Below are 26,564 nucleotides of genomic sequence, written 5' to 3' on the forward strand. Positions count from 1 at the left end.
CCTAGCGCTGGACGGCGCCGAACTTCTCGGCGGCCACGGCCACCGCGGCGGCACGCGCCTCGGAAGCCTCGTCAGCGGTCAGGGTGCGGTCGGTGGCGCGGAAACGCAGGCCGAAGGCCAGCGACTTCTTGCCGTCCTCGATGCCCTTGCCCTCGTAGACGTCGAACAGCGCGACGTCTTCCAGCAGCTCGCCGGCGCCTTCGCGCAGGGCAGCCAGCACGTCGCCGGCCACGACCTCGCGGTCGACCACCAAGGCAACGTCCTGGGTGGCCAGCGGCTGGGTGGACAGGTGCTCGGCGACCACTACTGCGGGGGCGGCGTCCATCACGGCGGTGGCGTTCAGCTCGAAGGCCACGGTGCGCGCCGGAAGATCGGCATCCTTCAGCAGGGCCGGGTGCAGCTCGCCGGCGTAGCCGACGATCTCGCCGTTCAGCTTCAGCGCCGCGGCACGGCCTGGGTGGAACGCCTGGTGGCTGCCCTGGGCGATCTCCAGCTCGGTGCCCAGGATGTCGGCGACGGTGCGCGCGGCATCCAGTGCGTCGGCCCAGTCCCAGGCGCGCGGGGCGAACCCGGCGGCGGCCGGAGCCTCATGGCCGGTGAACACGCCGGCGATCTGCCATGGCTGGTTCGGCACGCCGGCGAAGAGCTCGGCCAGCACCTCGTCGCTCGGCTTGGCGCCCAGCGGGGGAAGCACACTGGAACCCAGCTGCACGCCCGGAAGGAAGACCAAGCCGCCCTCGTACAGGGCCAGGTCGCGGAAGCCGCGGCCGTTGTTGCGGCGGGCGGTGTCCAGCAGGCCCGGCAGCAGCGAGGTGCGCAGGAAGCGGAATTCCTTGGAGATCGGGTTGGCCAGGGTGATGGCCTTGACCTGGTCCCCGGCCTGCGCCGCGCCGAAGGTGTTGTTCTGCGCCTCGGAGACGAACGGGTAGCAGAGCACCTCGGTCATGCCGAAGTCGGCCAGGCCCTGCAGCACGCGGCGGCGCTGGGACTGGGAACGGCTCAGGCCGCGGCCTGGAGGGGCTACCGGCAGGGTGGCAGGGATCTGGTCGTAGCCGATCACGCGGGCGACCTCTTCGACCAGGTCTTCCTTGATGGCCAGGTCCGGGCGCCAGCTCGGGGCGGTCACGGTGAAGCCGGCGGCGTCCTGCGACACCTCGGCGCCGATGCCCTCCAGCGCGGAGATGATCTGCGCATCGGTGTAGTCCACGCCGATCAGCGCCGAGGCAAAGCCTGCGGGCAGCACGATCTGCGCGGCCTGCGGCACGGCTCCGGCGTCGGTGATCTTGGCGGTCTCGGTGCCGCCGGCCAGCTCGACCAGCAGGTCCACGGCGCGCTGCGCGGCGATCTGCATGATGCGCGGGTCCACGCCGCGTTCGAAGCGCTTGGAAGCTTCGGAGGGCAGCTTGTGGCGGCGCCGCGAGCGGGCGATGGACACCGCGTCGAAGTGCGCGGCCTCGATCAGCACGCGGGAAGTCGCATCCGACACCTCGGTGCTGGCCCCGCCCATGACGCCGGCGATGCCGATGGCGCCGGACTCGTCGGTGATCAGCAGGTCCTCGACCGACAGCTCGCGTTCCTTCTCATCCAGGGTGGTGAGTTTCTCGCCGGCTGCCGCGCGGCGCACGGTGATGGCGCCGGAGAGCTTGTCCGCGTCGTAGAAGTGCAGCGGGGAACCCAGCTCCAGCATCACGTAGTTGGAGATGTCCACTGGCAGGGAGATCGAGCGCATCCCGGCCAGCTGCAGGCGCGAAGCCATCCAGCGCGGGGTCGGACGGGTCGGGTCGATGCCGGTCACCTCGCGGGTCACAAAGCGGGTGCAGCCCGCCACGCCGTAGATCGGCGCGTCATCGGCGAGCACCACCGGGTGCCCGGCTTCGGCGGCGTCCGTGACCTGGACCTTGGAGGCCGGATCGGTGAACGCGGTGCCGGTGGCCAGCCCGTATTCGCGGGCCACGCCGCGGATCGAGAAGCAGTAGCCGCGGTCAGGGGTCACGTTGATCTCCGCGGCCTGGTCGTCCAGGCCGAAGAGCTCGAGCACGTCGGTGCCCAGCTCCGGGTCCAGGCCCAGGCGGGAGAGCACGATGATGCCGTCGTGGTCGTCGCCGATGCCCAGCTCGCGGCTGGAGGCGATCATGCCGGCCGAGGTGTGGCCGTAAGTCTTGCGCGGGGAGATCTTGAAATCGCCGGGCAGCACGGCGCCCGGAAGGGTGACGACCACCTTGTCGCCCTCCACGAAGTTGTGCGCGCCGCACACGATGCCCTGCACGCCGGAAGGGTCGATGCCCTTGCCGGTCAGGGTCTGCTCGGCGCCCTCAGGCACCACGCGGACCTGGCACCAGTTGATGGTCTTGCCGTTGGAGGCTTGCTCCTTGACCAGCGAGAGCACCTGGCCGACCACGATCGGCCCGGAAAGCTCGTCGGAGGGGCGGTGGACGTCTTCTTCCTCCAAGCCGACCTTGACCAGGTCCGCCATGAGGTCTTCGGCCGAGGCATCGGCAGGAAGCTGCGTGTACTCGCGCAGCCATGACAGTGGAATACGCATAACTTAGATCTCCATCCCGAAGTGCTGGCTGAAACGTACGTCGCCCTCGATCATGTCGTGCATGTCCGGGACGTCGTTGCGGAACATGAGCGTGCGCTCGATGCCCATGCCGAAGGCGAAGCCGGAGTATTCCTCCGGATCGATGCCTGCGGCGCGCAGCACGTTCGGGTTGATCATTCCGCAGCCGCCCCACTCGATCCAGCGCGGGCCGCCCTTGGCGCCCGGGTGCCAGATGTCGAGTTCGGCGCTCGGTTCGGTGAACGGGAAGTAGGCAGGGCGCAGTCGGATCTGCGCTTCGGCGCCGAACATCTGCCGTGCGAAGTGCTCCAGGGTTCCGCGCAGGTCGGCCATGGTCAGGCCCTTGTCCACTGCCAGGCCTTCGAACTGGTGGAAGACCGGGGTGTGGGTTGCGTCCAGCTCGTCGGTGCGGAAGGTGCGGCCCGGGCATAGCACGTAGACCGGGACTTCGCGTTCAAGCATGGAGCGGACCTGCACCGGGGAGGTGTGGGTGCGCAGCACCAGATGGGCGTCTGCAGGCTCGATGAAGAAGGTGTCCTGCATTTCGCGGGCCGGGTGGTCCGGCTTGAAGTTCAGCGCGTCGAAGTTGAACCACTCGGATTCCACCTCGGGGCCTTCGGCGATCTCCCAGCCCATGCCCACGAAGATGTCCGAGACGCGGTCCTGCAAGACCGACAGCGGGTGGCGGGCTCCGGCGCGGCGGCGGCGCGGGGCGGCGGTGACGTCGACGGTTTCCTCGACGAGGATGCGTGCGGCTTCGGCTTCTTCCAGCACCACGGTGCGGGCGGCCAAGGCCTTGTTGACCCGTCCGCGGGCGCCGCCCACGAGCTTGCCGGCGACGGCCTTTTCCGACTTGTCCAGCTTGCCGATCTGGCGGTTGGCCAGCGACAGCGGCGACTTCTCGCCGGTGTGCGCCAGGCGCGCTTCCTTCAGCTCGTTCAAGTCCCCGGCGGCTTCGATGGCCGCCAGGGCGGCTTCTACTGCCTGGGAAATCGCGGCTTCATCGGTGGGGTGCGGAATGTTCGGCTCCGCGTCCGGAGCCGTTGATGGTGTCTGATCAGACATGGGATCGATCGATCCTTACTCTTATCTTGTAATTACTCGTTCAAGCACTTTGCTTCTATTCTATTGCCAAGGGCCCGTCTTCGTTTCAACGATGACGGGCCCTGAGCGTGGCACTGCTTACGCAGCTGCGGTGAAATCCGCGTTAGTGGGATTCCTTGGCGGCCTTGGGGCTGAAGGCGAGCACGAAGACCAGGGTCAGCACGAGCAGCGCGCCGCCGAAGATCGTCGAGTAGAACAGCGAGAAATCTGCCTTGCCGGTCGCCTGGTAGGTCTCGGCGCCCTGGATCAAGTCGAAGGTCACGGTGTGGTGGTCGACCTCGCCGGCGGTGGTGGAAACGATCGCGCCCGGGAAGGTCACCGCGAAGTTCGCCTCGGTGAAGCTGGAGTCCACGGCGGTCTGGCCGGTGCCCGGCATCGAGAAGCTGAACTCCTGGCCGTTGCCGGAGATGGCGACCGGGAAACCGAAGACGGTGAAGGCGTCGGCAAGCTCCGTGAAGGTCATGGTCTTGGCGGTGGTGAAGGCCAGTCCGACGTTTGTGCCGTCATCGATGTCGGTGGTGGTCCAGACGCCGGCCAGCTGGGAGTTCAGCTGGTCCATGTTGACCTGGGTGGCCAGCAGATCCTGGAAGTCCAGGCCCTGGAGCGCGTCCTTTTTCATGGTGACCTCGACGGTACCGGTGGCCTTGTCGTCGCCCTGGATGCTGACGCCGGCGTTCATGCTGACGCAGCCGGACAGGGCCAGCACGGCAGCGAATGCCAGCGCAATGACGCTAATGAGTCTCTTCACGGAGACGCTCCTTGAATTCTTGGGGACGTGGCTAGCTAGCCACTGTTGACGCTATATACCAGTCTACGGGTGTCCGGCCAGATGGCCGATTCGGCTCAGATTTAGACAGGCCCGGACGATCGGCGCATCGGCGGGAATCCACTGAACCGCTTCGCCCAGCGAATCGTCCAGGTCGAGCCACGCCAGTTGGTCGTGGCCGTCCAAAGGCTGTGGTTCCCCTTGCGTGATGACGGCGAACCAGACGCGCATCGCTGCCTTGTCGTTCAGTTGCCAGCCCTGCGCCAGCGGACCGGTAATTTCGGCCCCGAGGCTCAGCTCGACACCCAGTTCCTCGCGCAGTTCGCGGTGCACCGCTGAGGTGTCGGACTCCCCCGGTTCGACCTTGCCGCCGGGGAATTCCCACAGGCCGGCCAAGGCTTCGGGACGGTTGCGGCGCGCGGCGAGCATCCGGGTCGGCGAGGTGAGGTCGTCGACGATCGCCACCGCGACGATCTGCTTCAGTGGGGTATTCATTCAGGTTTGCTTCCCTCGGGGTCGATTGCGGTCGGTCAGCGCTGCGCGCGGGCCGAGCCGTAGAGGCAGACCGTGGCCGCGGTTCCGACATTGAGAGACTCGGCGACACCGTACAGCGGAACTGCGACGCGGAAGTCGGCCGAGGCTTTTTCGTGGTCGTCCAGTCCTTGGCCTTCGTTGCCGAACAGCCACATGGTGGCAGATTCAAGCACGGGTTCGGTTCCCTCGGAAGGGGTGGCGCTTCCAGCGTGGGCGCGCAGCACCGCCTGGTCCTGCAGGGTGTCGAGGTTGTGGGCTGCATAGCCGTCGGCTGCCAGCACCTGGACGCCGGTAGCCTTGGCAGCCGCCGCGAGGTGGTCGAATTCGATGTCGCTGAGCACCGGGAGGTGGAACAGCGAGCCCACCGTGGAGCGCACGGCTTTCGGATTGTAGATATCCACGCTGCCCTTGGTCAGCACCACCGCGTCCGCGCCGGCGGCGTCGGCTGCGCGCAGGATGGTTCCGGCGTTGCCCGGGTCCTGGACGCGGCAGAGCACAGCAATCAGTTTCGGCTTGGCTTCCAGCACCTCGCTGAGTTGCGGCTGGCTCATGGCCACCACCCCCAGGATCCCCTGCGGGCTCTGCGTATCCGCCATGGCGAGCAGCACTTCCCCGGTGACGAGGCGAGGTGTCAGCTTGCTGTCGGCCAGCAGCGCGTTGAACTCGGGGTGGCTTTCAAGGAATCCGGGAACCGCATAGATGTCCTGGATGAGGTTGTCGTTGTGCCGGTGCGCCAGCAGCGCTTCCCGCACGGCCTGCGGGCCTTCGGCGAGGAACTGACCGGTGGCTTCACGTCCCTTGCGGCTGGCAAGCCGCGCGACGGCCTTGACCCTGTCGGCGCGTGGATTGGACATGAGCTCGGGCGAATAGGTCATGATTCGAGAATACCGGTAGAAACACCAAAGGGCGGGATCCGCACCTAGTGCGGATCCCACCCTTTGGTGTGATCTCTCTAATAAAGAGGAAGTAGATTTACTTCATCTTCTGGCGGGCTTCGCCGCCGGCAGGCTCGAAGCCTGCGGCCTTGGCAGCCTCGATGGAGTTGAACCAAACTTCAGCGTCAGTCTGCTCGTACCAAGTCGAGCCCGGTACGTGGTACTTGTTGGAGCCTGCATTGCCCTTGATGATGAAGCCCTCTGGGACCTCAGCACCTTCAACTACCTTGAAGACGCCGTTTGCTTGCGTAGCCTCTGCGGCTGGGGCCTTTGCGGCCTCTGGAGCAGCGGCAGCAGCCTTAGCAGCAGCCTTTGGGGCTGCAGCGGCTACTACCTTAGGCGCTTTTGGGGCGTTGACGTCAGCCGGCAGGGCACCCTTTGCTACCTGAACCAGAGTGGCGAATGCGTTGGAGTCCGAGACAGCCAGCTCGGCAAGCATGCGGCGGTCAACCTCGATCTCAGCGGCCTTCAGGCCCTGGATCAGACGGTTGTAGGTCAGACCGTTGGCGCGGGATGCAGCGTTGATGCGCTGGATCCACAGGCGGCGGAAGTCACCCTTGCGCTTGCGACGGTCGTTGAAGCTGTAAACGAACGAGTGGAGCAGCTGCTCCTTGGCCTTGCGGTACAGGCGCGAACGCTGACCGCGGTAGCCCTTGGCGCGTTCCATTACGACGCGACGCTTCTTGTGGGCGTTTACTGCCCGCTTCACACGTGCCACGTGTGTTCTCCTTCAAGTTGGTTCCCCAGGCCGCGGTGGCGGAATGGGAGAAGTCTATGGGTGGTGGGGTGATGCTTCCCCGAATTGCGAAAGGGAGGCTTAGAGGCCCAGCATCCGCTTGATGGTCTTCACATCGGCCTTTGCGACCAGCTGGTCAGAAGCCAGGCGACGGGTCAGTCGCGAGGACTTGTGCTCCAGGTAGTGACGGCGGTTAGCCTGCTGGCGGACGAGCTTACCGCTGCCGGTAACCTTGAAGCGCTTCTTGGCGCCACTGTGAGTCTTGAACTTCGGCATAGCTGCCGTTCTCCTTACGTGCTCCACACGGCAATTGAATGACGTGTAGGGATCATCCGAAGCGGGCCCCTTGCGAAAGGTGACCGCTGCTGTTCTCTTGTAGTTGGATCTTCCAAGGAAGTTCCTTCACCGTCTAGCGGTGACGGGCTCGAAAGCCCAACAGGCTTGGCTAGGCGTCGCCTTCAGCTGCTTGGCGTGCCTGCTCCAGCTTGGCGCGAGATTCCTCGTCCATCGCTGCTGCGACATTCTGGCCTTCGGTCTCGGCTGGAGCGTCGGTGCGGATCTTGCGCTTGGCCGAATCACGGCCACCCGACTTCTGCTGCTGTTCGCGGCGAGCCTCGGCCTTGTTCTTCAGCGGACCTACAACCATGACCATGTTTCGGCCATCGATGCGCGGGCTGGATTCAATGACGCCAACCTCGGCGACATCCGCTGCAAACTTCTCCAGCAGGCGGATACCCATCTCGGGACGCTGCTGTTCACGACCACGGAACTGGATCATGGCCTTGACCTTGTCACCGGCGCCCAGGAAGCGCAGTGCGTGGCCGACCTTGGTCTGGTAGTCGTGGGTGTCAATCTTCAGGCGGAAGCGAACTTCCTTCAGGACCGTATTGGTCTGGTTCTTGCGAGCTTCGCGAGCCTTGACAGCGGCTTCGTACTTGTACTTGCCGAAGTCCATCAGTTTGCACACTGGAGGCTTGGCGTTGGGTGCCACCTCGACCAAGTCCAGATCGGACTCGTGAGCCAGTCGAAGCGCGTCCTCGATGCGGACGATGCCTACCTGCTCACCATTGGGGCCGACGAGACGTACCTCTGGCACGCGAATGCGCTCATTAATGCGTGGATCGCTGATGTGTCACTCCTGAAATCCTAAGTTCCATACCCGCAAACGAAGAAGGCCTCCGGCTGCGATTGCAGGCGAAGGCCACAGTGACGACACAATGGATCTGCGGAAATTTCCGAGTTCCATCTTGGATATGCTCAGGCATATCCTGCCGAATTACCCGGAAGCCTCAAAACGGCGACAGCGGGTGGGAGTTGGCCTCCACTTGCTTGGCTCAATACTAATACGATCCGTCCGCCCGGCGCGAACCGGTGGACCCTGACTGCATGTATCGAGTCGGTCTGTGACAAGCTTAGCAGTATGAGTACCGAAGACACCAACTCGCATCAGCACTCCGTCGACCAGCAGGTGCGTGACATCGCTGAGGTCGCTGCAGTAGAGATCATCACGACCGCTGCCGTTCACCTGATGAGCGCCGCCGCCGTCAAATGCGGCCTGGCCGAAGGCGATGACGCAAATGAACTGAAGGATTTGGACGAAGCCCGCAAGCTGATCACCGCCCTCGCCGGCCTAGTCACCGCTGGTGCACCTGAGATTGGTTCGCAGCATGCAGCGCCGCTGCGCGACGGCCTGCGTAGCCTGCAGCTGGCCTTCCGCGAAGCCTCGCTGATCCCCGACGCACCAGGCAAGGGCCCGGGCGAAAAGTTCACCGGACCGGTCAACTAGGCTTCGATCCGAAAAAATATTAGAGATTAAGATCATCCTCGGTCCGGCACATTGTGCCGAACCGAGGATGATGTTTTTGTTCTTGTAACCGAAGATCCGCGTAAACGGTATCTACGCCATCTACGCCGCGATGCGGGTACGGGTGCGCTGCCGGCGGACCCGGCGGCGAATCTGCTGGGCAAGCAATGCCAGGACAACAACGATGATGGCCAGCGAACCGATGCCGACGAATGCCAGCGGGGGGCCGAAATTGTCGACCATCACGCCGGTCATCGGGGACCCCAACGCCGTGCCGCCGGTCATGGCCGACCCGTACCAGCCCATGGCCTCGCCACGGCGCTTTTCAGCCACCAGGTCGGTCAGCCACTCCGAGGCGGCGGACAAGGTCGGTGCGCACATGAAGCCAGGCAGCGCGGAGAAGATCGCCAGAGACAGCGGATCCCAGGCGAAGAACATCGGGATCGTCAAGATCGCCATGAGCAGCAGCAGGACAAGGGGCGAAATATTGCGGCGCATGGCGCCGTACAGCAGACCGCCAATCAAGGATGCGCCGCACCAAAACAGGAACACGAGGCCAAGCTGTTCGCTGTTCCCGCCAGCTTCAAGTTCAGCCACGATGGATACCTCGGTGCCGGTCAGCAGCATTCCTGCTCCGGAGGCCGCGATGAAGACCGCGAGCACCGAGGCGCTGACCCAGTTGAAGCGGTTTTTGAAGTTCTTGCCGCGCTTCTTGATCCTGGCACGCGCAGATTTCATGCCGGCCAGAATCAATTCGCCTTCAACTTCCGGCACGCCTACCGGAGCCGCGGCGATGAAGCTCGCCTCGGCGCCGAGCCGTTCTTCGTGGGCGTTGGACTTGTTTGCCGACGCCTTGGGGTCGGCGCTGCTGGTCGGAGGGTTCAAGAGCATCATGGCCAATCCGGCCGCCGAGGCCGTCACGCCGATGACGCTCAGCCCGATGGTGCTTGAAATCTGCGTTGCCACGATACCTGCGGCTGCCGGGCCGACGATGAACACCAGTTCGGTGGCGGTGGCATCCAGGGCGAACGCGGTGCGCCGTTGCTCGCCGGTGGTCATCACGCCCAAGGCGGTTCGGACCACGGAGAAGACCGGCAGGGCGAAGAGCCCGCCGATGAAAGCCAGCGGATAGATCCATACCAGCGTGACGTGCGGGACTGTGCACCAGACCGCTGTTTCGACGATGACCGAGGGAATCAGCGCCCTGCGCAGACCCCACATGTCTACGCGGGCACCGCGCCAAGGTGCGCCGATCGCGATGCCAATGGTCATCAAGGCTGTCACCAAGCCGGCGGAAACCCAGCTCTGGTCCAGGTTCGTGACCAGATGGAGCAAAAGCAGCATGCCCAACGCCGAATGAGGAAGCCGAGCGACCATGCCGATAACCAGCAGCGAAGCGATCTGAGGCTGACGCAGGATCTGCCAGTAGTTCTTCATGACGCGGAGTATTCCTCTTCGTGTAGGCCCATCCCTAGCTGGATGAGCTGAGCAAGCTGATTTCTATCGAGTCCACCGCCTCGGCGAACTCGGGTTTTCGAGCCAATAGCCCGTGAATATTTGTCGCGATCTCTCGCGCATCGTTTTCGCTGGTTCCTGCCGCGAAAACGAACTGCAGGTTCAATTCCGGTCCGGAGCCGCCTCCGGGCACTGCGTTGCCCTGCGCATCTCGTGAACCAACACCTCGGCCTGGTGCTATCTGCACTTTGCGAAGCTGGGCGTAGCCACTCGTCGCGTCCTGGACGATTTCAGCAATGCCCTGGTTCAGATAGCTCGGTGTCCATTCGATCTGCTTGGCAAGGTTCCACATGCCCGGTCGTCGAAGGACAAACGTGTAGTCGCCGCCCGGATCCAGCACCAGTAATTGGCATTCTTCGCTGACCGCAGACAACGCGGCGCGCGGGGCGTAGACCGCGACTGGTCTCGCTTCGTTGTGCCAGGCCTGGAGCCGCTCCACGGTGGTGAACACCGGCAAGGCCATGCGTCCGTCCGGCCCCTTGATCTTGACCAGGGCCATGTCGGCTTCCTTGTCGGAGGCGAAGCCGTGCTCGGTCATCGCTTCTTCGCCAAGCTGGGCTACTACTGCAACGAAAACCCGGGCGCTGGCCAGCGACTGGTGGACGCCGGACTCGCTGCCGTTGCCGGCTCGCAGATCAGCCAGCGCCTGCATCACCGCCTCATCTGCCAGTCCGTCGTCCTTGTCGAACTTGTGCAGCGGGTTTTCATCACCGGCCAGGTCCCGGCCTTCCCAGCTTTGACCTGCGGAATCAGTCGGGGAACCTGCCCGCGCCAGTGCCGCGGCGATATGTCCGGGCAGGTGGCGCTTGGGTGCGGATTCAGGTTGCGCGGTGCTCATAGATCCATGCTATCTGTGAGAACCCCGGTGGAAGAACAAGTTTCAGGGACTCGGGCATGAGCTTGCCCACGAGACCTTGGGCACACTTCAGATATTCGGGCCTGGCCACAACGCGGCGGATGTGGCATCTTGAAATGATAATGCGCAAGGACACGGAATCCGAGAGCCTGTTTGCCACGGCAATGCCGGGCTATGTCCCGCAGGGCGCAGTTCGCGGCCTGGGCGGGGGGGCTCATCTGTCCCCCGCCGTTGGCCACAGACGCCGCAGGAGGTTCATATTCGGCTTCATAAAAAATCGTGGACCGGCTGGATTTTTCCAACCGATCCACGACTTCAAAGGTCTGGCTCAGACCTATTTAGCGACGGCCTGCCACATCAAGCGCCTCGGGCAGCGTGAACTGCCCCGAGTACAGGGCCTTGCCCATGATGGCGCCTTCGATGCCTTCCGGCACCAACGCACGCAGAACACGCAGGTCTTCGAGGGAAGAGATACCGCCCGATGCGACAACCGGCTTGTTGGTTTTCGAGGCGATCTCGCGCAGCAATTCAACGTTGGGTCCACGCAGGGTTCCGTCCTTCGTGACGTCAGTGACGACGTAGCGCGCACAGCCGGCATCCTCCAAGCGGGCAAGCACCTCCCAGAGGTCTCCCCCGTCCTTGGTCCAGCCATGGCCGGAGAGCGTAGTGCCACGCACATCCATGCCCACGGCGATCTTGTCGCCGTGGCGGGCAATGGCCTTGCGGGTCCACTCCGGGTTCTCCAGTGCGGCCGTCCCGAGGTTCACGCGGGTGGCGCCGAATTCCAGTGCGCGATCTAGTGACGCGTCATCACGGATTCCGCCGGAGAGCTCAACCTTGATGGACAGCTCCTGGGCGATTCGCTGGACGATCTCGATGTTGCTGCCGCGACCGAAGGCGGCGTCGAGGTCGACCAGGTGCAGCCATTCTGCACCGTCGTTCTGCCAGGCCAGCGCCGCTTCCAGAGGGTCGCCGTATCCAGTTTCGGATCCGGCTTCACCCTGCACCAGGCGAACCGCCTGTCCGCCGGCGATATCTACTGCGGGAAGCAGTTCGAGAATTGGTTGCTCACTCATGTTGTCCTTCTTCGAAAGTTTGAAACTAGAGGGTCAAGACCCATGCTGCGATGACACAACCAGCTGCCAGGCCCCACGCGGCAATGATCCACGACAGGTGCGCTTTCTGGTTCTTCAAGGAGATTGCTCCGCCGGCAAGAAATGCGCCGACCCCGAGGAGTACGATCGACCACATTCTAGAGAGTCTCCAGCCAGTTGCTCAGCAGCTTCTTGCCAGCTTCGCCAGACTTCTCCGGGTGGAATTGCACTGCCGACAAGGCACCGTTTTCAACGGCTGCGATGAATGGGGTTCCGTGGGTGGACCAGGTAACCTGCGGCGGAGTCATTGCCGGCTGGGTGACGTCGAATTCCCACTTCTGCACTCCATATGAATGCACGAAGTAGAAGCGCTCGTTTTCGATACCTGCAAAGAGCTTGGTGTTTTCCGGCGGACGAACGGTGTTCCAGCCCATATGCGGGATGACATCAGCCTGCAGCCGCTCTACGGTGCCTGGCCACTCGCCAATACCCGCCGTCTTGACGCCGTGTTCCACGCCTTCGTCGAAGAAGACCTGATGTCCAACGCAGATTCCGAGCACGGGCTTGCCGCCGGCGATACGGCGACCGATCCAGCGCAGTGCACCGAGCTTGGTCAGCTGGTCCATGACCGATGCGTAGGCGCCGACGCCGGGAACGACCAGACCGTCAGCCGCTTGGACCTTGTCCGCGTCTGCGGTCAGCTCTACCTCGGCTCCGGCGGCTTCAAGCGCACGCACTGCCGAGCGAACGTTGCCCGAACCGTAGTCCAGGACAACAACTTTCTTTTTTGCCACTTAAAGGGCACCCTTCGTGGATGGAATCTTGTCGCCCATGCGTTCGTCGTGCTCGACGGCTTCGCGCAAGGCACGGGCGAAGGACTTGAACTGCGCTTCGACGATGTGGTGCGGGTCGCGGCCCGAGAGCACCTCGATGTGGGCACAAATCTGCGCGTGGAACGTGATCGCCTCGAAAACGTGACGGGTCATCGAACCGGTGAAGTGTCCACCGATCAGATGGTATTCCTGGCCGGCCGGCTCGCCGCCGTGCACCAGGTAGGGGCGCCCGGAGACATCTACAACGGAGCGGGCTAGTGCTTCGTCCAGCGGTGCGTAGGAAGTGCCGAAGCGGCGGATACCCGCCTTGTTGCCCAGGGCAACACGCAGCACCTCGCCGATGGTGATCGCGGTGTCTTCCACTGTGTGGTGTACGTCGATATGGGTGTCGCCGGTTGCACGCACGGTGAGGTCGATCAGCGAGTGCTTGGACAGGGCAGTGAGCATATGGTCGAAGAACGGCACGGTGGTGCTGATCTCCGAGACGCCTGAGCCATCGAGATCCAGTTCAACGAATACCGAGGATTCGCTGGTGACTCGTTCCATACGGGCGCGACGTGCGCCAATCAATTCGGCAGACATGTCTTCCTTCGCTTGTCTTTTCTACTTCTGTGCGCTGAGCAGTTCGGTCAGCCGCTCCAAGAAGGCGGTGGTTTCGGCCTCAGTTCCCGCGGTGACTCGCAGGGTGCCGGCGATTCCGTTGTCACGGATGATGATTCCAGCGTCCAGAAGCCCCTGCCAAATGGCGTGGGGGTCGTTCAGGCCGCCGAAAAAGACGAAGTTCGAGTCTGAAACCGAAGGCTTCAAACCCAGCTCGGTCAAGGTGCTCACGATGCGGTCGCGCTGGGTCTTGATTTCTTCGACCTGTGCCAGCAGAAGGTCAACGTTCTTCAGCGCGGCAATGGCGGTCGCCTGGGTCACTGCAGAGAGGTGGTAGGGCAGGCGGACAAGCCGAATCGCATCGGTGACTTCCGGTGCCGCAGCCAAGTAGCCCACTCGGGCGCCAGCCAGGCCGAAGGCCTTGGACATCGTGCGGCTGACAATCAAGCGCTGGCGACCTCCGAGGAGGCTCAGTGCCGACTTGGTATTGGCCAGTGAAAATTCAGCGTAGGCCTCGTCGACGATGACCATGGCGTTGGTCTCGGAGGCTGCCTCGTAGACAGCCTCGATGACATCCAATCCCAATGCCGTGCCGGTTGGGTTGTTCGGAGAGCAGAGGAAAACGATATTCGGTGTGTGCTCGCGTACCTGCGCGGCAGCAGAGTCGGCCGAGAGAGTGAAATCATCGGCGCGTTGGCCGGCGATGTATTCGGTATCGGTTCCGCTGGCCAGCAGAGGGTACATGGAATAAGTGGGGCCGAAACTCATGACGCTTCGACCGGGGCCACCGAAGGCTTGCAGGATCTGCTGCAGGATCTCATTGGAACCGTTCGCGGCCCAAATGTTCTCGCGATCCAGATCGTGGCCCAGGTACTTGGCTAGGAGTTCACGCAATTCCACGAATTCACGATCCGGGTAGCGATTCAGCGTGGACGCTGCCTTGGAGACTTCTTGAGCGATTGCATCAATCACGGTCTGCGGAAGCGGATGGGTGTTCTCATTGACATTCAGCTGAATTGGTACGTCAATTTGTGGCGCACCGTAAGGGGACAGCCCGCGGAGATTCTCACGCAAGGGCAGCTGACTCAATAGTTCACTGCGGACATTCACGTCATTAAGTCTAATGGCGCAGTCGTCGGTTCAAGAATTGGCGACAAACCTTGGTAACAATACCTGTCGCCATTTTGAGGGTTTGACCGGCTAGTTGGCCAACACCGGGATCTCCAAGGTGTCGCCAACGCGGATCTCGCTGGAGTCCAGTGCGTTGATCTCCGTGATATGCTCCATGGCCGCATTCACGTCGTAGCCTACGGCGTATTCACGGGCGAGATTCCACAACGAGTCGCCCGGGATGACGGTCACGGCCACGGTTTCAACACCTTGCGGCGAGTTGGACGCCGCCTGGGCACTTGAAGTGAACATGGTGATCAGGAATGCGGCGGCGATGGTCAGAATGAACACCGGGACCCCAACCAGCACAGCCCAGCCGCGACGATTGATGCGGATCTTCATGTGTTCTTTGGTGCGTTTCGAGTCAAGTGCGGCGGTTGCCATGACTATTCTCCTCAACAGTGGCATGATGCGAACCTGTCTTCGAATACTGTTTTCGAAGATGTGTTCGATTCTCGTATATCTTTTCTAACAGAACTTCGCGGAAATTGTCCAGACACTTTCGAACAAATCTTTGAAAGACTCCCTCACATCGACTAAGATTTCGAAGTAGAAGAGGAACGAATACATAACATCACTGGCTTCCGACAGTTAGGCATCCGCCCAGCTCACGACCGGTGATTAGGGAAGGCTAAAGGTCATGTCAGCTTCAGAGCGCACTCCCCGATCGAATGCACGTTCGCTGACGATCCGCCAGAAGAAAATTCTCGAGACCATCCAGCGCTCGATCGGAAAGAACGGCTATCCGCCGTCGATGCGCGAGATCGGCGACACCGTGGGGCTCAAGAGCCTGTCGAGTGTCACGCACCAGTTGAGTCAGCTTGAAAAGCTCGGCTACCTTCGTCGTGATCCACGCCGACCTCGTGCCATGGAGATCCTGCTGCCGCTGCAGCTCAGCGAGGATGCCGCAGCGGCCGAGGCGCCCAAGCCAGCGGAAGAGGCCGGCAAGGAAGATGCGAAGATCATTGAGCTGAGCACCTCCGCGGACACCACTATGGTGCCGCTGGTTGGCCGTATCGCCGCTGGTGGACCGATCCTTGCAGATCAGACGGTAGAGGACGTGTTCGCGCTTCCGCGCCAGCTGGTGGGCCACGGAGAGCTGTTCATGCTTCGAGTCTCAGGAGACTCGATGGTTGATGCTGCGATCTGCGACGGCGACTGGGTTGTTGTGCGTCGCCAGCAAACTGCGAACAACGGCGACATCGTGGCTGCATTGCTCGATGAAGAAGCTACCGTGAAGACGTTCCGGCAGCGCGACGGTCATACCTGGTTGTTGCCGCAGAATTCTCGGTACGAGCCGATCCTCGGTGATGCAGCGACCGTCATGGGACGCGTTGTATCGGTCATGCGTTCGCTCTAATCCGACAAATCGAAGAGCGCTGGGGTGCAGTTCAATATAACTGCGTCCCAGCGCTCTTTGCTTCGACACGGGCTCAGCCGTGCCGGCTTCCGCGGAATGAACCAATACCGATCTAGCGGTTCGGGTCCATCCGCTTGAGGACACCGGTGATGGTCTTCTTGTCCACGGTGGGCCACATCGGCGGCAACGAGGCCTTGAGGAAACTGCCGTAGCGTGCGGTAGCCATGCGTGAGTCGAGGATTGCCACGACGCCCTTGTCCGACACGGAACGAATCAACCGGCCAGCGCCCTGGGCCAGACGGATCGCGGCGTGGGTGGCCGAAACCTGCATGAAACCGTTGCCGCCGTGCTTCTGCACGTCTTCGGTGCGGGCCTTGGAGATCGGATCGTCCGGACGCGGGAACGGGATCTTGTCGATAATAACCAAACGGCAGGAGTCGCCAGGCACGTCTACGCCCTGCCAGAGAGTCATGGTGCCGAAGAGACAAGTGTCCCGTTCCTCGGCAAACTGCGCTACCAGAGACTTCATGCTCGCATCACCCTGGCAGAGGATCTCGACGTCGAGGCGCTCGCGCAAGATCGCCGCCGCTTCTTCGGCAGAACGCTTCGAGGTGAACAGCGCCAACGCGCCGCCGCCCGAAGCCTTGATCAGATCCTCGATTTCGTCCAGGGTCTCGGCGGCAAGCTGCCTGCCGGGTTTGGGCAGGTGCTTGGCGACATACAAGATGCCCTGCTTCGGATAATCGAATGGGCTGCCGACGTCGATGCCTGTCCATGACGGTGCACCGGCACCCATGAGCCCCAGTGAACCGGCCACCGAGTCGAATTGCGCGCCGATGGCCAAGGTGGCGCTGGTCAAGATGACGGTACGACCGTCAAAGAGTCCTTCGCGCAGTTTTCCGGCCACGGACAGCGGTGCCACGTTAAGTGTCGCCGGCTGGTTGTCATCCGCCTCGACATAGCCGCGGCCTTCGACAAATTCTCGCGGACGGGTCGTGTAGAGCACCTCCCGGCGGTCTTCGGCTTCGAGCATGCGGATGGCGTCGTCCATGACGGCCTGCATTTGCGACCTGGCGGTCTGGCGACCACCATCGGCCGGCGCGTTGGCTTCAGGCTTCGTCAATGCGAGAATGAGCCGGGCCTGTTCCACGATGTCGTTCAGGGCGATTCCCATGTCCTCGCGCAGGCCGGTCTGCAACAACCCGGTCGGTACGCCGGTCAAGGCCTTTTCAAGTCTGTTGGTGGCTTTGACCAATTCGTCAACGTTGACGGCGCAATGGCGCTTGGCCCCGCCCGCTGCGGTGAGCACCATACGAGCCGACAGTGCCCCTGAGACCGAGCTGGTGACGCGGTCCTGGAGCTCGTGGGCCTCATCGATGATGGCGACGTCGAAGTCCGGGAGCACCGACAGCCCTTCGAAGGCGGAGACCGCCAGCAGGGCGTGGTTGGTAATCACCACGTCGGATTCGGCGGCCCGGGCGCGGGCCATCTCCGAGAAGCATTCATCGGCCATAGGGCATTTCTGGGAGCCAAGGCACTCCATGGCGGACACCGAAACCTGTTTCCATGCCTTGTCGCTGACTCCGGGGACCAGTTCGTCCCGGTCCCCTGTGTCGGTGCGCTCGGCCCATTCGCGAAGCTTCATGACTTCGCTGGCCAGCGGGGAAAATGTCTGTCCCCTGGGCGCGGCGGGCTCATCCATGGAGAACAACGTGCCTTCGTCGTCTTCCGGGTATCCGCCGCCGAGCTTGTACTGGCAGAGGTAGTTGGAGCGGCCCTTGAGCAGGGCCACGTCCATGGGTCGCGAAAGCTTGCCCTTGAGAGACTCCAGGAGCCGAGGTACGTCACGTCCGACGATCTGCGACTGCAACGCCAAGGTTGCAGTCGATACGATTACCGGTTTGGCGCTGGTCTGGGCGTGTGCCAGTGCCGGGATCAGGTAGCCCATGGACTTGCCCGTACCGGTTCCTGCTTGCACCAGCAGATGCTCTTCGTCTTCCAGCGCCGATACAACGTGCTTGACCATTTCCTGCTGGCCGGCGCGCATGGCGCCGCCCATGGAAGTTACTGCGGCTTCCAGCAGGTCAAGGGCCTGCTCTTGCTTATCCATGAAGGTTGAAAGTCTCCAACTCTGCTGCCAACGATTCTCGTACCTTGACGATCAATCTGGTTCCGTTCTCCAGATGCTCGCTTTCAAGGATTTCAGACTCACTCTGATGAAGTTTCGCGATCAGATCCCCGCGGCTATATGGGATCAGCACTTCCATCTGCACTCCCGGGCGCGGAATCGAGGAGCTGACCTTCGCCAGAAGCTCCTCGATTCCCTCACCGGTGTGTGCCGAGACAACCACGGTATTGGATTCGCGGTTTCGGACCCTTTCAATAACAAATGGGTCAGCCACATCAGCCTTGTTCAGCACGATGATCTCGGGAATGTTCAGCGCATCGACTTCGCCCAGCACCGTACGCACTGCCTGGATCTGGCCTTCCGGATCCGGATGCGAGGCATCAACAACGTGAAGAATCAGGTCGGAATCCGCAATTTCCTCCAGCGTCGAGCGGAAAGCCTCCACCAGCTGCGTCGGCAGGTTGGACACGAAACCCACCGTATCCGCCAGCGTGTAGGTCAGCCCGTCCTCGGTGGCCGCCTGCCGCACCGTGGGATCCAGGGTGGCGAACAGCGCGTTCTCCACCAAGACCCCGGCATTGGTCAGTCGGTTCAGCAGGGAGGACTTCCCGGCATTGGTATAGCCGGCAATGGCGACCGCGGGAACTTCGTTGCGGCGGCGGTTTGCGCGCTTGGCTTCTCGGGCCGGCTTCATCGCCTTGATCTCACGGCGCAATTTTGCCATGCGGTCGCGAATGCGGCGGCGATCCATTTCAATCTTGGTTTCACCCGGGCCACGCGAACCAATGCCGCCGCCCGCGGCGCCCACCCGGCCGCCGGCCTGGCGGGACATGGATTCGCCCCAGCCACGCAGACGCGGAAGCAGGTATTCCAGCTGGGCCAGTTCGACCTGGGCCTTGCCTTCACGGGACTTCGCATGCTGCGCGAAGATGTCCAGGATCAAACTGGTGCGGTCGATGACCTTGACCTTGACAACGTCTTCCAGCGCACGGCGCTGCGACGGGGCCAGTTCGGCATCGACAATCACGGTATCGGCGCCAGTGGAGGCTACGATCTCGCGCAACTCCATGGCCTTGCCCGAGCCCAGATACGTCGACGGGTCTGGCTTGCTGCGGCGCTGCACAACACCGTCGAGTACTTCCGAGCCTGCGGTTTCCGCTAGCGCTGCCAATTCGCGCAGCGAATTCTCCGCTTCGGTGACGCTTCCATCGGTCCAGACTCCGGCCAGCACCACACGCTCAAGGCGCAGCTGGCGGTATTCCACCTCGGTGACGTCTTCGAGCTCCGTAGAGAGGCCTGCAACGCGTCGCAGGGCGCGACGCTCGGCCAGGTCGTCCTGCTCACCGTCATAGGTGGAATAGCCGGAGGAAAAACGGTTCAGGGCGGTCGCCTGACCAGAGAAAACGGATTCATCATCGGATGCGAAATGCTGCACCTGAGGCCCCTGGGCCTCGTCTGCCGCAAGGATGCGGTCGATGGCGGCCTGAATCTGGGCGTCGTCCATCGACGATGAATCGTGTTCGTGTGACTCGGAGTTAGTCATGGTCTCCTTTGAAGTACTTCGCTTTCCAGAATAGTGCGGGGCACCCCCACTTCGCGACGTGGCGCGGTCGGTTTCAAGGTGTTCGTTGGTCATTGAGTATCCTTTGCAGAAATCGGTAGCAGCATTCGGTGCTGATGGTGATGCGGTTACGCAAACGCAAAGGCAAGGTGAAGACCCCAACACACCTGGGAGTCTGGAAAGTAGAAAAGACTTTGCCGCCTGCGGATTCCGCCGTCCGGGCGCGCAAGACCAGCGCCGGGGATTCGGGAATCACGGGTAACCGTGTGGGCTACGTATTAGACGAAGAACAAAGTCATAGACAAAACTCTATCAGTCTTGTGCGGCCTGGTACATATTGGCTTTGTCACGTTGCCTCCGCCCATATTTGGCCCGTGCGCACGCAACGATAAACTTTGCAGTATGAGCTCGGATCACTACTTCAGCGCCAGCCCCGCCTCGGCCGATGAACGCCGCACGATTTCAGTCGAGTTGAACGGCACCGTTCGCAAGATCCAGACCGCAGCCGGCATCTTCTCGCCTTCCGGTTTGGACAAGGGCACCGAGGTGCTGTTGAAGAACGTTCCGGCGCCGCGTGGCCGCATCTTGGACATCGGCTGCGGCTGGGGACCCATCACGATTACCGCGGCCGAGCAAAGCCCCGGTTCGGAAGTCTACGGCGTCGACGTCAACGAGCGTTCCATCGAGCTGGCCCGCCTGAATGCGCAGAGCTTGGGCCTGGACAACGTGGTGGTCGGCCGTCCGGAAACTGTGGACCCGGAGCTTGAATTCGACACGATCTGGTCGAATCCGCCGATCCGCATCGGCAAGGAAGCCCTGCATGAACTTCTGCTGCTTTGGCTGCCGCGGCTGGCGCCGGGTGGCGAGGCCTGGATGGTAGTGCAGAAGAACTTGGGCAGCGATTCCCTCCAGAAATGGTTGGTCGAGCAGTTGCCAAACGACTGGCGCGTCACCCGTGAAGCCACGGCAAAGGCCTTCCGCGTTTTGAAGGTTTCACGCCCGGCCCAGTAGGTTCGCCGTGCCAGTTGGCTGTGTGGCCCGCCTGCTAGTCCCGGCTGATGATCCCGCGCGCGACCAGTTCCGCCGGCCCGCTCAGGATGGTATCTTCCCGATCGCCGTTGGCAAGGAATGCAACCCCGACCGTGCCTCCGGGAACTTCAACCGACCAATCATTGATCAAGGCGGTGCCGCGCGCCCAGTAGCGCATCGCAGCGGCGGCCGCGCAAGCTCCGGTGCCGCAGGACAGCGTCTCCCCTACCCCGCGTTCGTGGACGCGCATCTTCACTCTGGCCCGGCCGTCTTCGATCAGCGGCTCGGCGGGAACCACGAATTCCACGTTGGTTCCGTGGGGCGGGGCCGGCGAGACTTCCGGGGCAATAAAGAGCTCCAGATCTTCCAGCATGCCTTGGTCCGGAAGCGCTACCACGGTGTGCGGATTGCCCATCGTGATGCTCAGCGCCGGCAACGCCTGTTCCCAGCCGCTGGGGCGGACCATCGAATCCACCGAGTCGGCGGCGGCCTGGTCCTCATGGATCAGGCCCCATGGCCCCAGATTGGCTGCGTACCCGTCCGCCAGCCGGGTGACTTCCTTGACGCCGGCACGGCTCCCGATCTGCAGGCTCTGGCCGACCGCTAGATTGACCAGGCCTTCGGCGATGAGGAAATGCACGAACGCGCGCACTCCATTGCCGCACATCTCGGCGATGGAGCCGTCGTTGTTGCGGTAGTCCATGAACCAGTAGGCCTTGGGATGCTCGATGAACTGCTGCTCATAACCGGACACCTGGGAGGTCGGCACCGCACGGATCAGCCCGTCGCCACCGATGCCGAAATGCCGGTGGCACAGGGCTGCCACCTGTTCGGCGGTGATTTGAAGTGCTCCCGTGGGATCCGCGAGCAAGACGAAGTCGTTTCCGGTTGCATGGCCCTTGGCAAATGCCTGGCCTGCAAGCTGCTGAAGTTCGCTGCGGTACATCCGTGCTCCTCGTGTTTCGTGCTTCGTTCGCTAGTTGCGTCAGTTCCGCTGGGTCCGGGCCACCAGCTCCAGCGCCTGGTCGAGCAGACCGGGCTTGGTCGGGTCGAGCCAGGAGACGCGTTCGTCCGCATTGAACCAGGTGATCTGGCGGCGGGCGAACTTCCGGGTGGCGACCACGGTCTGCTCTATGGCCTCGACACGTTCGATCTTCCCGTCCAGGAAATCGATGTACTGCTGATAGCCGATGGCCCGCGAAGCGGTCTTGCCTTCGCGCAGTCCCGAATCCAGCAGTCCTGCGACTTCCTGGGCTAGCCCCTTGGAATCCATTTTATGGACCCGGGCTTCCAATGCTTCATGCAACGCGGAGCGCTCGTAATTTAGTCCGATCTGGACTGCAGGCTGGAAGTACTGGCGCTGGGGCATATAGGAGCTGAACGCCCGGCCGGAGATTTCGTAGACCTCCAGGGCGCGGATGGCGCGCCGCTGGTCGAGGTTCCTCGCCGCGGAGACCGGATCCACCTCCGCCAGACGGCGCCGCACCTCTCCGTCTCCATGGGCTTTGACCTCGGCTTCGAGCCGTGCCCGCACCTGTGGATCGGTTGGCGGGAAGTCGATGACGTCCAGCGCGGCACGAACGTACAGTCCGGATCCGCCGACCATGACGGGTACCTTGCCCTTCGCCCGGATCGCGTCGAAGCATTCGCGGGCCTGGGCCTGGAACGTTGCGACGGATGCCTCTTCCCGCACGGACATGATGTCCATGAGGTGGTGCTCGATTCCGCCGCGCTCGTCGAGGGCGAGTTTGGCGGTACCGATGTCCATGCCCCGGTAGAACTGCAGCGCGTCGGAATTGACGATCTCGCCCTTTAAGTACTGGGCCAGGGCGATGGCCAGATCCGATTTACCGGTTCCTGTCGGGCCGACCACGGCAATGACCGGAAGGTGCGTGGCTTCCATCAAGCTAGCTGCGCACCTTCAGGGTCGGCATCCCCAAGTTGGTGCGTCCCGGCTCGCTGCTGGCGCCGGGAGCCGACACGCCGCAGCTGTCGGCCTGCGAGCGGTCCCAGGCATCCCCTGCCCGTGAACGGCGCAGCTGGTATTGCCCTGCGGTCGGGTCGGAAACCAGGTGGAAGGCGGCTACTTCGGTGATCGGCAAGGTGACCAGGTCGCCGGGGCGCGGCGTCTGGGCACCCTCGGGAACCGAGAAGTGCACCAGGCGCTGATCCTGCGAACGGCCGGAGAGCCGATGGGTCGTTTCAGCCTTGCGGCCGGCATGCTCGGTGACCATGACCTCGACGGTGCGGCCCAGCTGCTTGGCATTTTCCTCCTTGGCAATCCGGTCCTGCAGTGCAGTCAGTCGCTCGTAGCGTTCCTGGACAACGGCCTTGGGCAGTTGCTCGTCCATGGTCGCCGCCGGCGTGCCAGGGCGCTGGGAGTACTGGAAGGTGAATGCCGAGGAAAAACGTGAAGCTTCCACGACGTCCAAGGTGGCTTGGAAGTCTGCTTCGGTCTCTCCGGGGAACCCGACGATGATGTCGGTGGTGATCGCCGCATGCGGGATGCGCTCGCGCACCTTGTCCAGGATTCCGAGGAATTTCTTTGAACGGTAGGAACGGCGCATCTGCTTGAGCACGCGGTCCGATCCGGACTGCAGCGGCATGTGCAGCTGCGGCATGACATTCGGGGTTTCGGCCATGGCTTCGATGACGTCATCGGTGAATGCCGCCGGGTGCGGGCTGGTGAAACGCACGCGTTCAAGGCCTTCGATTTCACCGCAGGCGCGCAGCAGCTTGCCAAAGGCCAGACGGTCGCCGAACTCTACGCCGTAAGAGTTCACGTTCTGGCCCAGCAGCGTCACTTCGATGGCGCCGTCGTCGACAAGTGCCTGGATTTCGGCCAGGATCTCCCCCGGCCGACGGTCGCGTTCCTTGCCGCGCAGGGAAGGAACGATGCAGAACGTACAGGTGTTGTTGCAGCCAACCGAGATCGACACCCAGCCTGCGTAGACCGACTCCCGGCGGGTGGGCAGCGTCGACGGGAAGACGTCGAGGGATTCGAGGATCTCCAGTTCGGCCTTCTTGTTATGCTGGGACCGGTTCAGGAGTGCCGGCAGCGAGCCGATGTTATGGGTTCCGAAAACCACATCAACCCAAGGGGCCTTCTTGAGAATGGTGTCGCGGTCTTTCTGCGCCAGGCAGCCGCCGACAGCGATCTGCATTCCTGGCCGGGATTCCTTGACCCCCTTCAGGATGCCGAGGTTGCCATACAGCTTGTTGTCAGCGTTTTCACGCACGGCGCAGGTGTTGAACACCACGACGTCTGCGACCTCTTCAGTCAAATCTTCCGGCTTCCGCGCAAGCCCGGCATCTTCAAGCAGGCCGGAGAGCCGCTCGGAGTCGTGGACGTTCATCTGGCAGCCGAAGGTGCGCACTTCGTACGTGCGCGGAAGGTCTTCGGACTGGGGGCTGGAAATCGGTTGTTGCTCACTCACCTTATAAGGTTACCGAATCCGCCGGGACCCTGAAACGAAGGCAATCCTCGGCGCGCGACGATCCTCAGTATTGCCCCTCGTGCCGTCCGAAGCGTTCATCCCATTCTTCGCGGGCCACCTTGAAAGCCATGCCGCCGTTATAGCCCTTGCGCCCCAGCATGCCGACTAGGCGCCGCAGCGCCCTGTCCCGGTCCGCTCCCATTGATTCTGGCCGCAGTTTGACGCGGACCAGTTCCCGTGCGCGCTGCTCTTCGGCTTCGTCGTCGATCTGTTCCAGCGCTTCGGCTGCGGTTTCGTCGTCGACGCCCTTGGTGCGCAGCTCACGTTTGATCGCGCCGCGCGCCAGTCCACGGGAACGAGCCCTTGCGGCGACCCACGTCTTGGCAAAACGTTCGTCGTCAACGAGGTTGATTTCTGCGTAGCGCTCGATCACCTCATCGGCGATCTCTTCCGGACAGTCCTTGTCAAGGAGCTTGTCCTTGAGCTGTTTCGCGGTTTTGTCGCTGGCCGTCAGTTGCCGCAGCAGGATCCCGCGGGCTTTTTCACGCCATTGGTCGTCGCTGAGTTCGTCGGTTTCCCCTGACTCACGCGCCGCGCGCCTGGCCTCGCGGGCATCCTTGCGCTCTTTCTTGGTGGGCGCCGCCGGAGCCGGAGCCGAAAGAATTTCGTACATCGCCGCACGCAGTTCATCGACGCTTTCCGGCTTCTTCTTTTCCTGTGCCGGGAGGCTGGCGATGATCCGGCGGTTGGTTGGTGCCAACGTGTCGGAGGAAGCCTTCCTTGCGCCGGCTTCGCCGGTGCCCGGCTTCGCCGGTTGGGACGCCTCTGGCTCGGCCGGGTCTGGCCGGGCCCACTCGGGCATGTCTTCCAGGTCTCCCTGAAATTCATTGGAAACGGACATAGCGTCCGACCCGGAATTGAATCCGGATCGAACGCTACGTCGTTTGAAGCCTGAGCTCACTACTGATCGCCCTCGACGACTCGCAGTTCTGTCTCGTCTTCTTCCACTTCTTCTGCTGGCAAGACGCCGAGCTTCTGCAGGATCTGGCGCTCCAGTTCGGTAGCCAGATCCGGGTTGTCGCGCAGGAAGCGGCGGGCGTTTTCCTTGCCCTGGCCCAGCTGGTCGCCGTCGTAGGTGAACCAAGCGCCGGACTTCTTGACCAGGTTGTGCTCAACACCCATGTCGATGAGCGAGCCCTCGCGGGAAATGCCGTGACCGTACAGGATGTCGAATTCGGCCTGCTTGAATGGAGGCGCCATCTTGTTCTTCACGATCTTGGCACGGGTGCGGTTGCCGACCGGGTTGGTTCCCTCCTTGAGGGTTTCAATACGGCGGATATCGATGCGAACCGAAGCGTAGAATTTCAGGGCCTTGCCACCGGTGGTGGTTTCCGGGCTGCCGAAGAAGACACCGATCTTCTCGCGAAGCTGGTTGATGAAGATCGCGGTGGTCTTCGAAGCCGAGAGGCGGCCGGTGATCTTGCGCAGCGCCTGGGACATCAGTCGGGCCTGCAGACCCACGTGGCTGTCACCCATTTCGCCTTCAATTTCCGCACGCGGCACCAGAGCGGCCACGGAGTCGATGACGATGATGTCCAGCGCGCCGGAGCCGACAAGCATATCCATGATTTCCAGAGCCTGCTCACCGGTGTCCGGCTGGGAAACCAGCAGGGCGTCGGTGTCCACGCCAAGCTTCTTGGCGTATTCGGGATCCAAAGCGTGTTCAGCATCGATGAATGCTGCAATGCCGCCGTTGCGCTGGGCGCTTGCCACGGCGTGCAGTGCAACGGTGGTCTTACCGGAGGATTCAGGACCGTAGATCTCCACGACACGACCGCGCGGAAGTCCGCCAATGCCCAGAGCCACGTCCAGCGCAACCGAACCGGTAGGAATTACTTCAATGGGAGCGCGGGTTTCATCACCCAGGCGCATGACCGAGCCCTTGCCGAAGGCCTTGTCGATCTGGCCCAGGACAGACTCAAGTGCCTTTTCCCGATCATTATTTGCTGCCATGGTTCACCTTTGCTCATGCAAGCCATCAATCGACCTGCTCACGATTTCTTGTCCTGCATTAGACAGTATGAGCGCCTACCGACACTTTGGACCCGTGGATCCGGTAAGTGTGGACAAACTCAGAGTTTAAGTTTTCGCGGGCGTGTTCCGCCTCGTTCACAAACGATTCTATCCGAATAGATGTTCGAAAATCAATGTGGATGTTTCGAATACTCGAAACTGCCCGCCGTTGCCTAGGACTGCTTGGGCTCGATATCTACACCAAGCCAGCGGTCCACCGGCACATCCTGCGCACGGCACAACGCTTCCCACACCTGCTTCGGCGTGATGCCTTTCTTCAGGGCATCGCTCGCTGTCAGGCTGTCCAATTCGGACAGGGCCATGGTATCGGCCAGAACATGGGAATATCGCTGGCCGAATTCGTTCTCCATGTTCCGCCAGAAGTCGCTAAGTCTCACTGGAATATCCTCCCACGAATGAGGCGAGGGCCCACGCATTTGCGTGGGCCCTCACCCGTCGGACCACCCAC

27 protein-coding genes are annotated in these 26,564 nt (G+C 62.5%); 3 read left to right on the top strand and 24 right to left on the bottom strand.

The annotated features are described in order from the left end of the window. Window position 1: 1 nt before the first annotated feature. From pheT to infC, 8 genes are all read right to left on the bottom strand, one after another. Entirely contained in the window at window positions 2-2,542 is a 2,541-nt protein-coding gene (gene pheT / locus RF641_RS02590) for a phenylalanine--tRNA ligase subunit beta (protein WP_424572429.1), read from the bottom strand. 3 nt (window positions 2,543-2,545) lie between these two features. Then, entirely contained in the window at window positions 2,546-3,625 is a 1,080-nt protein-coding gene (gene pheS, locus RF641_RS02595; RefSeq protein WP_047121174.1) for a phenylalanine--tRNA ligase subunit alpha, read from the bottom strand. A 142-nt stretch (window positions 3,626-3,767) separates the two neighbouring features. Further along, on the bottom strand, window positions 3,768-4,412 hold the full coding sequence (locus RF641_RS02600; RefSeq protein WP_113606581.1) for an LppM family (lipo)protein: 645 nt from the start codon (window positions 4,410-4,412) through the stop codon (window positions 3,768-3,770). Between the two features lie 63 nt (window positions 4,413-4,475). Further along, the gene (locus tag RF641_RS02605; protein WP_424572430.1) at window positions 4,476-4,925 is read right to left on the bottom strand and encodes a (deoxy)nucleoside triphosphate pyrophosphohydrolase; all 450 of its coding nucleotides are present in this window, start codon (window positions 4,923-4,925) and stop codon (window positions 4,476-4,478) included. A gap of 35 nt (window positions 4,926-4,960) precedes the next feature. Further along, window positions 4,961-5,839, bottom strand: coding sequence for a TrmH family RNA methyltransferase (locus RF641_RS02610; RefSeq protein ID WP_424572431.1), 879 nt, complete (start codon window positions 5,837-5,839; stop codon window positions 4,961-4,963). Between the two features lie 97 nt (window positions 5,840-5,936). Beyond that, on the bottom strand, window positions 5,937-6,617 hold the full coding sequence (rplT, locus tag RF641_RS02615) for a 50S ribosomal protein L20, sunset domain variant (RefSeq protein ID WP_047121170.1): 681 nt from the start codon (window positions 6,615-6,617) through the stop codon (window positions 5,937-5,939). A gap of 99 nt (window positions 6,618-6,716) precedes the next feature. After that, window positions 6,717-6,911, bottom strand: a complete 195-nt coding sequence (rpmI, locus tag RF641_RS02620) for a 50S ribosomal protein L35 (RefSeq protein WP_047121169.1) — start codon at window positions 6,909-6,911, stop codon at window positions 6,717-6,719. A gap of 169 nt (window positions 6,912-7,080) precedes the next feature. After that, on the bottom strand, window positions 7,081-7,731 hold the full coding sequence (infC, locus tag RF641_RS02625; RefSeq protein ID WP_053797719.1) for a translation initiation factor IF-3: 651 nt from the start codon (window positions 7,729-7,731) through the stop codon (window positions 7,081-7,083). Window positions 7,732-8,055: 324 nt separating this feature from the next. Between infC and RF641_RS02630 the strand changes: the two genes are divergently transcribed. Further along, window positions 8,056-8,421: a DUF1844 domain-containing protein gene (locus RF641_RS02630; protein ID WP_053797718.1), complete on the top strand. Its 366-nt coding sequence runs from the start codon at window positions 8,056-8,058 to the stop codon at window positions 8,419-8,421. A gap of 120 nt (window positions 8,422-8,541) precedes the next feature. Here RF641_RS02630 and RF641_RS02635 read toward each other — a convergent pair whose 3' ends face one another. The 8 genes from RF641_RS02635 to RF641_RS02670 form a co-directional block, all read right to left on the bottom strand. After that, the gene (locus tag RF641_RS02635; protein ID WP_424572432.1) at window positions 8,542-9,876 is read right to left on the bottom strand and encodes an MFS transporter; all 1,335 of its coding nucleotides are present in this window, start codon (window positions 9,874-9,876) and stop codon (window positions 8,542-8,544) included. 34 nt (window positions 9,877-9,910) lie between these two features. Next, window positions 9,911-10,792, bottom strand: a complete 882-nt coding sequence (locus RF641_RS02640; protein WP_424572433.1) for an SseB family protein — start codon at window positions 10,790-10,792, stop codon at window positions 9,911-9,913. 356 nt (window positions 10,793-11,148) lie between these two features. After that, complete coding sequence (priA, locus tag RF641_RS02645) at window positions 11,149-11,886, bottom strand: bifunctional 1-(5-phosphoribosyl)-5-((5-phosphoribosylamino)methylideneamino)imidazole-4-carboxamide isomerase/phosphoribosylanthranilate isomerase PriA (RefSeq protein WP_053797716.1); 738 nt, start codon at window positions 11,884-11,886, stop codon at window positions 11,149-11,151. Between the two features lie 25 nt (window positions 11,887-11,911). Next, window positions 11,912-12,061, bottom strand: a complete 150-nt coding sequence (locus RF641_RS02650) for a hypothetical protein (protein ID WP_183043112.1) — start codon at window positions 12,059-12,061, stop codon at window positions 11,912-11,914. A gap of 1 nt (window position 12,062) precedes the next feature. Further along, a complete protein-coding gene (hisH, locus tag RF641_RS02655) occupies window positions 12,063-12,698 on the bottom strand; it encodes an imidazole glycerol phosphate synthase subunit HisH (RefSeq protein ID WP_047121163.1) in 636 nt (211 codons plus the stop codon). Continuing rightward, window positions 12,699-13,319, bottom strand: a complete 621-nt coding sequence (gene hisB, locus RF641_RS02660; RefSeq protein ID WP_047121162.1) for an imidazoleglycerol-phosphate dehydratase HisB — start codon at window positions 13,317-13,319, stop codon at window positions 12,699-12,701. A gap of 21 nt (window positions 13,320-13,340) precedes the next feature. Next, the gene (locus RF641_RS02665; RefSeq protein WP_424572434.1) at window positions 13,341-14,447 is read right to left on the bottom strand and encodes a histidinol-phosphate transaminase; all 1,107 of its coding nucleotides are present in this window, start codon (window positions 14,445-14,447) and stop codon (window positions 13,341-13,343) included. 90 nt (window positions 14,448-14,537) lie between these two features. Further along, window positions 14,538-14,891, bottom strand: a complete 354-nt coding sequence (locus RF641_RS02670) for a LysM peptidoglycan-binding domain-containing protein (protein ID WP_424572435.1) — start codon at window positions 14,889-14,891, stop codon at window positions 14,538-14,540. Window positions 14,892-15,147: 256 nt separating this feature from the next. Between RF641_RS02670 and lexA the strand changes: the two genes are divergently transcribed. Next, entirely contained in the window at window positions 15,148-15,867 is a 720-nt protein-coding gene (lexA, locus tag RF641_RS02675) for a transcriptional repressor LexA (protein ID WP_047121159.1), read from the top strand. 112 nt (window positions 15,868-15,979) lie between these two features. Here the strand turns inward: lexA and RF641_RS02680 are convergent, their stop codons facing one another. After that, a complete protein-coding gene (locus tag RF641_RS02680) occupies window positions 15,980-17,977 on the bottom strand; it encodes an ATP-dependent DNA helicase (protein WP_047121158.1) in 1,998 nt (665 codons plus the stop codon). After that, window positions 17,970-19,631, bottom strand: a complete 1,662-nt coding sequence (gene hflX, locus RF641_RS02685) for a GTPase HflX (RefSeq protein ID WP_424572651.1) — start codon at window positions 19,629-19,631, stop codon at window positions 17,970-17,972. Before hflX ends, RF641_RS02680 begins: the two co-directional genes overlap by 8 nt. Before the next feature lie 327 nt (window positions 19,632-19,958). Here hflX and RF641_RS02690 point away from each other — a divergent pair, with 327 nt between their 5' ends. Next, entirely contained in the window at window positions 19,959-20,567 is a 609-nt protein-coding gene (locus RF641_RS02690) for a class I SAM-dependent methyltransferase (protein ID WP_113606589.1), read from the top strand. A 34-nt stretch (window positions 20,568-20,601) separates the two neighbouring features. Here the strand turns inward: RF641_RS02690 and dapF are convergent, their stop codons facing one another. The 6 genes from dapF to RF641_RS02720 form a co-directional block, all read right to left on the bottom strand. Beyond that, a complete protein-coding gene (gene dapF, locus RF641_RS02695; RefSeq protein WP_424572436.1) occupies window positions 20,602-21,531 on the bottom strand; it encodes a diaminopimelate epimerase in 930 nt (309 codons plus the stop codon). Between the two features lie 39 nt (window positions 21,532-21,570). Next, entirely contained in the window at window positions 21,571-22,488 is a 918-nt protein-coding gene (gene miaA / locus RF641_RS02700) for a tRNA (adenosine(37)-N6)-dimethylallyltransferase MiaA (protein ID WP_424572437.1), read from the bottom strand. A 4-nt stretch (window positions 22,489-22,492) separates the two neighbouring features. Next, on the bottom strand, window positions 22,493-24,022 hold the full coding sequence (miaB, locus tag RF641_RS02705; RefSeq protein ID WP_424572438.1) for a tRNA (N6-isopentenyl adenosine(37)-C2)-methylthiotransferase MiaB: 1,530 nt from the start codon (window positions 24,020-24,022) through the stop codon (window positions 22,493-22,495). Between the two features lie 64 nt (window positions 24,023-24,086). Continuing rightward, window positions 24,087-24,923 (bottom strand): regulatory protein RecX, encoded by an 837-nt coding sequence (locus RF641_RS02710; RefSeq protein WP_424572439.1) that lies wholly within the window; start codon window positions 24,921-24,923, stop codon window positions 24,087-24,089. Window positions 24,924-24,982: 59 nt separating this feature from the next. Continuing rightward, on the bottom strand, window positions 24,983-26,035 hold the full coding sequence (gene recA / locus RF641_RS02715) for a recombinase RecA (protein WP_047121153.1): 1,053 nt from the start codon (window positions 26,033-26,035) through the stop codon (window positions 24,983-24,985). Window positions 26,036-26,268: 233 nt separating this feature from the next. Continuing rightward, a complete protein-coding gene (locus RF641_RS02720; RefSeq protein WP_353580028.1) occupies window positions 26,269-26,532 on the bottom strand; it encodes a DUF3046 domain-containing protein in 264 nt (87 codons plus the stop codon). Window positions 26,533-26,564: the final 32 nt, after the last annotated feature.

The organism is Arthrobacter sp. 'calajunan', from assembly GCF_046940185.1.
GTDB lineage: Bacteria > Actinomycetota > Actinomycetes > Actinomycetales > Micrococcaceae > Glutamicibacter > Glutamicibacter soli.

Bases quoted from the DNA above. Each gene is read 5' to 3' on its own strand.
- priA (WP_053797716.1), bottom strand. From the start codon at position 11,886: ATGAGTGAGCAACCAATTCTCGAACTGCTTCCCGCAGTAGATATCGCC.
- pheS (WP_047121174.1), bottom strand. From the start codon at position 3,625: ATGTCTGATCAGACACCATCAACGGCTCCGGACGCGGAGCCGAACATT.
- RF641_RS02710 (WP_424572439.1), bottom strand. From the start codon at position 24,923: ATGTCCGTTTCCAATGAATTTCAGGGAGACCTGGAAGACATGCCCGAG.
- RF641_RS02635 (WP_424572432.1), bottom strand. From the start codon at position 9,876: ATGAAGAACTACTGGCAGATCCTGCGTCAGCCTCAGATCGCTTCGCTG.
- miaA (WP_424572437.1), bottom strand. From the start codon at position 22,488: ATGGAAGCCACGCACCTTCCGGTCATTGCCGTGGTCGGCCCGACAGGA.
- dapF (WP_424572436.1), bottom strand. From the start codon at position 21,531: ATGTACCGCAGCGAACTTCAGCAGCTTGCAGGCCAGGCATTTGCCAAG.
- RF641_RS02720 (WP_353580028.1), bottom strand. From the start codon at position 26,532: ATGCGTGGGCCCTCGCCTCATTCGTGGGAGGATATTCCAGTGAGACTT.
- hisB (WP_047121162.1), bottom strand. From the start codon at position 13,319: ATGTCTGCCGAATTGATTGGCGCACGTCGCGCCCGTATGGAACGAGTC.
- rpmI (WP_047121169.1), bottom strand. From the start codon at position 6,911: ATGCCGAAGTTCAAGACTCACAGTGGCGCCAAGAAGCGCTTCAAGGTT.
- RF641_RS02630 (WP_053797718.1), top strand. From the start codon at position 8,056: ATGAGTACCGAAGACACCAACTCGCATCAGCACTCCGTCGACCAGCAG.
- RF641_RS02640 (WP_424572433.1), bottom strand. From the start codon at position 10,792: ATGAGCACCGCGCAACCTGAATCCGCACCCAAGCGCCACCTGCCCGGA.
- lexA (WP_047121159.1), top strand. From the start codon at position 15,148: ATGTCAGCTTCAGAGCGCACTCCCCGATCGAATGCACGTTCGCTGACG.
- pheT (WP_424572429.1), bottom strand. From the start codon at position 2,542: ATGCGTATTCCACTGTCATGGCTGCGCGAGTACACGCAGCTTCCTGCC.
- RF641_RS02650 (WP_183043112.1), bottom strand. From the start codon at position 12,061: ATGTGGTCGATCGTACTCCTCGGGGTCGGCGCATTTCTTGCCGGCGGA.
- RF641_RS02690 (WP_113606589.1), top strand. From the start codon at position 19,959: ATGAGCTCGGATCACTACTTCAGCGCCAGCCCCGCCTCGGCCGATGAA.
- RF641_RS02670 (WP_424572435.1), bottom strand. From the start codon at position 14,891: ATGGCAACCGCCGCACTTGACTCGAAACGCACCAAAGAACACATGAAG.
- recA (WP_047121153.1), bottom strand. From the start codon at position 26,035: ATGGCAGCAAATAATGATCGGGAAAAGGCACTTGAGTCTGTCCTGGGC.
- RF641_RS02610 (WP_424572431.1), bottom strand. From the start codon at position 5,839: ATGACCTATTCGCCCGAGCTCATGTCCAATCCACGCGCCGACAGGGTC.
- RF641_RS02680 (WP_047121158.1), bottom strand. From the start codon at position 17,977: ATGGATAAGCAAGAGCAGGCCCTTGACCTGCTGGAAGCCGCAGTAACT.
- RF641_RS02605 (WP_424572430.1), bottom strand. From the start codon at position 4,925: ATGAATACCCCACTGAAGCAGATCGTCGCGGTGGCGATCGTCGACGAC.
- hflX (WP_424572651.1), bottom strand. From the start codon at position 19,631: ATGACCAACGAACACCTTGAAACCGACCGCGCCACGTCGCGAAGTGGG.